Below are 6,194 nucleotides of genomic sequence, written 5' to 3'. Positions count from 1 at the left end.
TTTAATATCAGACCGGGCCGCCGTGGGGTTGAACCTGGTTAGCGGCGCGCGCACGCGCTACACGCTGGAGGAAACCGCGGAGGAGATCCGCGCCGGCGCGAACGTGTCGGTGACCGCGGTGGCCTGCGACATCACGACGCCGGACGGGCGCGCGGCCGCGCTCGCCGCCTGCCCGCAGCCGGACATTCTCGTGACGAATGCGGGCGGCCCGCCGCCCGGAGACTTCCGCGACTTCTCGCACGACGACTGGATCCGCGCGCTCGAATCGAACATGCTGACGCCGATCGAGCTGATTCGCGCGACCCTCGACGGGATGATCGCGCGCGGCTTCGGCCGGATCGTCAACATCACGAGCTCGGCCGTGAAGGCACCGATCGACGTGCTCGCGCTGTCGAACGGCGCACGCTCGGGGCTGACCGGCTTCGTCGCGGGGCTGTCGCGCAAGGTCGCGGGGCAGGGCGTGACGATCAACAACCTGCTGCCGGGCCTGTTCGACACCGACCGGATCGCGACCACGCTCGCCGCGTCGGCGAAGGCGCAGGGCGTGAGCGTCGACGAGCTGCGCGCGCGGCGCACGAGGGACATTCCGGCCGGCCGCCTCGGCACGCGCGAAGAGTTCGGCGCGGCGTGCGCGTTCCTGTGCAGCGTGCATGCCGGCTACATCACCGGGCAGAACTGGCTGCTCGACGGCGGCGCGTATCCGGGCACGTTCTGACGCGCGCACCGCCTTTCACGACGACAACCTGAAACGAGGGATCTGGAGATGAGCAAACCCCGCATCGCATTGATTGCGCACGACGCGAAGAAGGACGAGATCGTCGCGCTCGCGGGCGAATTTCGCACGACGCTCGCGCAATGCCGGCTGGTGGCGACCGGCACGACGGGCGGCCGCATCGCGGACGCGCACGGGCTCGAGGTCGAGCGCAAGCTGTCGGGGCCGCTCGGCGGCGATCTGCAGATCGGTGCGGAACTGGCCGACGGCCGCATCGACATCGTCGTGTTCCTGCGCGACCCGATGACCGCGCAGCCGCACGACCCCGACATCACCGCGCTCGTGCGGGCGTGCGACGTGCACGATGTGCCGGTCGCGACCAATGTCGCAACCGCGCGGATGCTGCTCGACGATCTGGCGCGCAACATGCAGGACGTCTGCTAGGCGCTGTCCGCACCCGATTGCCCCTGCTGGTGGCAGGGCCATGCACGGTTGGCGGCGTCGGGCGAGAATCGTGCGTCGCGACGCACGCCTGCCGCCCGGTTCCCGCCTGAATCGGCCGGCTCGCGGATCGGCGACCCGGATTTTTCCCTGACCGAATCAGAAACGAGGAGCGAAACGATGCCGAAAGCAATCCGATACGACCAGCCGGGCGGCCCGGACGTGATGAAGTGGGTCGATGTCGAGGTCGGCGAACCGCAGGCGGGTGAAGTCCGCATCCGGCAGCATGCGGTCGGCCTCAACTACATCGACGTCTATTTCCGCACCGGCCTTTACCCGCAAGCGCTGCCTGGTGGCCTCGGGATGGAGGCGGCGGGCGAGGTGACGGCCGTCGGTGAAGGCGTGACCACGCTCAAGGCGGGCGACCGCGTCGCGTACGTCGGGCAGCCGCCGGGCGCGTATGCGCAGGAGCGCGTGATGCCGGCCGACCGGCTCGTGAAGCTGCCGGACGGCATCAGCTACGACGACGCGGCGTCGGTGATGCTGCAGGGCCTGACCGCGCACTACCTGCTGCGCCGCACGTATCCGGTGAAGGCCGGCGACACGATCCTGATCCACGCGGCGGCCGGCGGCGTCGGCCTGCTCGTGTGCCAGTGGGCGAAGGCCCTTGGCGCGACCGTGATCGGGACGGTCGGCTCCGACGAGAAGGCCGCGCTTGCGAAGGCGCACGGCTGCGATTATCCGATCGTCTACACGCGCGAGAACTTCACGCAGCGCGTGAAGGAGATCACGAACGGCGCCGGCGTGCCGGTCGTCTACGACTCGATCGGCAAGGACACCTACATCGGCTCGCTCGACAGCCTCGCGCCGCTCGGGCTGTTCGTCAGCTTCGGCAACGCGTCAGGCCCGCTGCCGCTGATCGACTCGAAGGAATTCTCGTCGCGCGGCTCGCTGTTCTTTACGCGACCCACGCTGTTCTCGTACATCGCGAAGCGCGCCGATCTCGAATCCGCCGCCGCCGAGCTGTTCGACGTGCTGCTGTCGGGCAAGGTGAAGACGAGCATCAACCAGCGCTATCCGCTCGCGGAAGTCGGCCGCGCGCATGAAGATCTCGAGGCGCGCAAGACCACCGGTTCGACGATCCTCGTTCCCTGACCCGTCCCCTCGTGCCGGCGCCATGCCGGCACGCGCTTGTCCGGGCGGCACCACCGTGCCGTCCATCCCGCCTCCCGGTTCCCGCCGTCCTTCCCCGAATTCCACGTTTACGCGTTTTTTATACGCGCCCCGATACCTTTGACCCGTCCTTTACGTGCGTTCCCATAAGGTTCTAGTCGTCTGATTTCGACGATGGAGAACAGAAAAATGGATGGGGTATTTATCGGCGCACTGGTGCTCTTCACCGCGCTGATCCTCGGTTTGGTTGCCGGTTGCGACAAGCTGGTGCAATACGGTCGCGGGGGGCGAGCATGACCTGGATGCTTTGGCTGGCGGGCGCCTCGACGGCCCTGCTGTTCGCGTATCTCGTCTTTGCGCTGCTGCGCGCGGAGGACATCGAATGAACGCGAACAATCTTTTTCAGACGGCGCTCTTCATCGTCGTGCTGCTGGCGGCGGCCGTTCCGGTCGCGCGCTACCTGTCGGCGGTGATGGACGGCAGCTCGCGTGTCGTGCGCGTGTTCGGGCCGCTCGAGCGCGCGCTGTACCGCATCGCCGGCGTCGACGCCGGCAGCGAAATGAACTGGAAGCAGTACGCAGTCGCGACGATCGCGTTCAACGCGCTCGGCGCGCTGTTCCTCTACGGCCTGCTGCGCCTGCAAGGCTTCCTGCCCGGCAACCCGCAGCAGTTCGGCGCGATGACGGTCGACGGCGCGTTCAACACGGCCGTCAGCTTCGTCACCAACACGAACTGGCAGGACTACACGCCCGAGCAGACCGTCAGCTACCTGACGCAGATGCTCGGCCTGACCGTGCAGAACTTCCTGTCGGCGGCAACCGGCATCGTCGTCGTGATCGCGCTGATCCGCGGTTTCGCACGTCATACCGCGCAGACGATCGGCAACTTCTGGGTCGACCTCACGCGCGTGACGATGTACGTGCTCGTGCCGATGTCGGTGATCATCGCCGCGCTGCTGATGAGCCAGGGCGTGATCCAGAACATGAAGGCGTACCAGGACGTGCCGGTGTTGCAGACGAGCACCTATGCGGCGCCGAAGCTGGACGCGCAGGGCAATCCTGTGAAGGACGACAAGGGCAACCCGGTGACGGTGCCGACCCCGCTCACGAAGCAGACGCTCGCAATGGGCCCGGTCGCGTCGCAGGAAGCGATCAAGATGCTCGGCACCAACGGTGGTGGCTTCTTCAACGCGAACTCCGCGCATCCGTACGAGAACCCGACGCCGTTCGCGAACTTCATCCAGATCTTCGCGATCCTGATCATCCCGGCCGCGCTGGCGCTCGTGTTCGGCCGCATGATCGGCGACCGCCGGCAGGGTATCGCGGTGCTCGCGGCGATGACGGTCGCGTTCGTGCTCGCGATCGGCGCCGAGGTGAGCGCCGAGCAGGGCGGCAACCCGACGCTCGCCGCGCTGCACGTCGACCAGTCGACCAGTGCGCTGCAGCCGGGCGGCAACATGGAAGGCAAGGAAACGCGCTTCGGCATCGCGCAGACCGGCATCTTCACGGTCGCGACCACGGCCGCGTCGTGCGGTGCCGTCGACACGATGCACGATTCGCTGACGCCGCTCGGCGGCCTCGTGCCGATGCTGCTGATGCAGCTGGGCGAGGTGATCTACGGCGGGGTCGGCTCGGGTCTCTACGGGATGCTCGTGTTCGCGCTGCTCGCGGTGTTCGTCGCCGGCCTGATGATCGGCCGCACGCCGGAATACGTCGGCAAGAAGATCGAGGCGTACGAGATGAAGATGGTGTCGATCGTCGTGCTGCTCACGCCGCTGCTGGTGCTGGTCGGCACGTCGATCGCCGTGCTTGCCGATGCGGGCAAGGCCGGCATCGCGAACCCGGGGCCGCACGGCTTCTCGGAAATCCTGTACGCGTTCAGCTCGGCCGCCAACAACAACGGCAGCGCGTTCGCGGGCCTGACGGTCGGCACGCCGTTCTACAACTGGATGACCGCGATCGCGATGTGGTTCGGCCGCTTCGGCACGATCGTGCCGGTGCTGGCGATCGCCGGCTCGCTTGCCGCGAAGAAGCGCATCGCGGTGACGAGCGGCACGCTGCCGACGCACGGTCCGCTGTTCGTCGTGCTGCTGCTCGGCACCGTGCTGCTGGTGGGCGCGCTGACCTACGTGCCGGCGCTTGCGCTCGGCCCGGGCGTCGAGCACCTGATGATGTGGCTGGGCGCGTAATGCGCACCCATATGGCGACACATTGAAAAGACTGAAGAGATTGAAGAGATCGCAATGACTCAACATTCCGCAACACGGTCCATGTTCGATCCGGCGCTGCTGCGCCCGGCGATCGTGGACTCGTTCAAGAAACTCACGCCGCGCACGCAGTTCCGCAATCCGGTGATGTTCTGCGTGTACGTCGGCAGCATCCTGACCACGATCCTGTGGATCGCGGCGCTCGCCGGCCAGGCCGAGGCGCCCGCGGGTTTCATCCTCGCGATCGCGCTGTGGCTGTGGTTCACCGTGCTGTTCGCGAACTTCGCCGAAGCGCTCGCCGAAGGGCGCTCGAAGGCGCAGGCCGCGTCGCTGCGCAGCGCGAAGAAAGACGTGATGGCGAAGAAGCTCAACGAGCCGCATCCGAAGTCGCCGATCCGCGTCACGACCGCGACCGAGCTGCGCAAGGGCGACGTCGTGCTCGTCGAAGCGGGCGACGTGATCCCGGCCGACGGCGAGGTGGTCGATGGCGTTGCGTCGGTCGACGAATCGGCGATCACCGGCGAATCCGCGCCGGTGATCCGCGAATCGGGCGGTGACTTCTCGTCGGTGACGGGCGGCACGCGCGTGCTGTCGGACTGGATCGTCGTCAAGGTCACCGCGAACCCCGGCGAGGCGTTCCTCGACCGGATGATCGCGATGGTCGAAGGCGCGAAGCGCAAGAAGACGCCGAACGAGATCGCGCTGACGATCCTGCTCGTCGCGCTGACGATCGTGATGCTGCTCGCGACCGCGACGCTGCTGCCGTTCTCGATGTTCTCGGTGGAAGCGATGAAGGCCGGCCACGTGGTGACGATCACCGCGCTCGTCGCGCTGCTCGTGTGCCTGATTCCGACCACGATCGGCGGGTTGTTGTCCGCGATCGGCGTGGCCGGGATGAGCCGGATGATGCAGGCGAACGTGATCGCGACGTCGGGCCGCGCGGTGGAAGCGGCCGGCGATGTGGACGTGCTGCTGCTCGACAAGACCGGCACGATCACGCTGGGCAACCGCCAGGCATCGACGTTCGTGCCGGCGCCGGGCGTGACCGAGGAAGCGCTGGCCGATGCCGCGCAACTGTCGTCGCTCGCCGACGAAACGCCGGAAGGCCGCAGCATCGTCGTGCTCGCGAAGGAGCGCTTCAACATTCGCCAGCGCGACATGGGGCAGCTGCACGCGACGTTCATCGGCTTCTCCGCGCAGACGCGGATGAGCGGCGTCGACCTGCCGGGCCGCGAGATCCGCAAGGGTGCGGCCGACGCGATCCGCAACTACGTCGAGACGCACGGCAGCCGCTTCCCGGAAGAAGTGCGCCGCGCGGTCGACGAAGTCGCGCGCCGCGGCAGCACGCCGCTCGTCGTGGCCGACCTGCATGAAGGGGCGGCGCGTGTGCTCGGCGTGATCGAGCTGAAGGACATCGTGAAGGGCGGCATCAAGGAGCGCTTCGCGGAACTGCGCAAGATGGGCATCAAGACCGTGATGGTGACGGGCGATAACCGGCTGACGGCCGCGGCGATCGCGGCGGAAGCGGGTGTCGACGATTTCCTCGCGGAAGCGACGCCGGAAACCAAGCTCGCGACGATCCGCGAGCATCAGGCAGCCGGCCGTCTGGTCGCGATGACCGGCGACGGCACCAACGACGCACCGGCGCTCGCGCAGGCCGAC

The 6,194-nt window shown here is 67.5% G+C and carries 7 protein-coding genes; all 7 read left to right on the top strand.

What is annotated here, in order from left to right:
- The coding region (locus tag JYJ84_RS25975) for an SDR family oxidoreductase (protein ID WP_205189611.1) at nt 1–715 on the top strand (715 nt) is incomplete at its 5' end.
- Nucleotides 716–763: 48 nt separating this feature from the next.
- The gene (locus JYJ84_RS25970) at nt 764–1,156 is read left to right on the top strand and encodes a methylglyoxal synthase (RefSeq protein ID WP_043188929.1); all 393 of its coding nucleotides are present in this window, start codon (nt 764–766) and stop codon (nt 1,154–1,156) included.
- Between the two features lie 177 nt (nt 1,157–1,333).
- On the top strand, nt 1,334–2,308 hold the full coding sequence (locus JYJ84_RS25965; protein ID WP_175223061.1) for a quinone oxidoreductase: 975 nt from the start codon (nt 1,334–1,336) through the stop codon (nt 2,306–2,308).
- Nucleotides 2,309–2,500: 192 nt separating this feature from the next.
- Nucleotides 2,501–2,623: a hypothetical protein gene (locus tag JYJ84_RS38285; RefSeq protein WP_256976802.1), complete on the top strand. Its 123-nt coding sequence runs from the start codon at nt 2,501–2,503 to the stop codon at nt 2,621–2,623.
- Nucleotides 2,620–2,712, top strand: a complete 93-nt coding sequence (gene kdpF, locus JYJ84_RS25960) for a K(+)-transporting ATPase subunit F (protein WP_006752209.1) — start codon at nt 2,620–2,622, stop codon at nt 2,710–2,712. The genes JYJ84_RS38285 and kdpF overlap by 4 nt, the downstream gene beginning before the upstream one ends.
- Entirely contained in the window at nt 2,709–4,514 is a 1,806-nt protein-coding gene (gene kdpA / locus JYJ84_RS25955) for a potassium-transporting ATPase subunit KdpA (RefSeq protein ID WP_122945926.1), read from the top strand. The genes kdpF and kdpA overlap by 4 nt, the downstream gene beginning before the upstream one ends.
- A gap of 54 nt (nt 4,515–4,568) precedes the next feature.
- The coding region (kdpB, locus tag JYJ84_RS25950; RefSeq protein WP_205185630.1) for a potassium-transporting ATPase subunit KdpB at nt 4,569–6,194 on the top strand (1,626 nt) is incomplete at its 3' end.

Source organism: Burkholderia sp. LMG 13014, assembly GCF_905232215.1.
GTDB lineage: Bacteria > Pseudomonadota > Gammaproteobacteria > Burkholderiales > Burkholderiaceae > Burkholderia.
The sequence above is the reverse complement of the archived record's forward strand: the minus strand, read 5'-3'. Positions and strand labels throughout refer to the sequence as shown.

Excerpts from the sequence above, each read along its gene's own strand:
- kdpF (WP_006752209.1), top strand. The coding sequence starts at position 2,620 with ATGACCTGGATGCTTTGGCTGGCGGGCGCCTCGACGGCCCTGCTGTTC.
- JYJ84_RS38285 (WP_256976802.1), top strand. The coding sequence starts at position 2,501 with ATGGAGAACAGAAAAATGGATGGGGTATTTATCGGCGCACTGGTGCTC.
- JYJ84_RS25965 (WP_175223061.1), top strand. The coding sequence starts at position 1,334 with ATGCCGAAAGCAATCCGATACGACCAGCCGGGCGGCCCGGACGTGATG.
- kdpA (WP_122945926.1), top strand. The coding sequence starts at position 2,709 with ATGAACGCGAACAATCTTTTTCAGACGGCGCTCTTCATCGTCGTGCTG.
- JYJ84_RS25970 (WP_043188929.1), top strand. The coding sequence starts at position 764 with ATGAGCAAACCCCGCATCGCATTGATTGCGCACGACGCGAAGAAGGAC.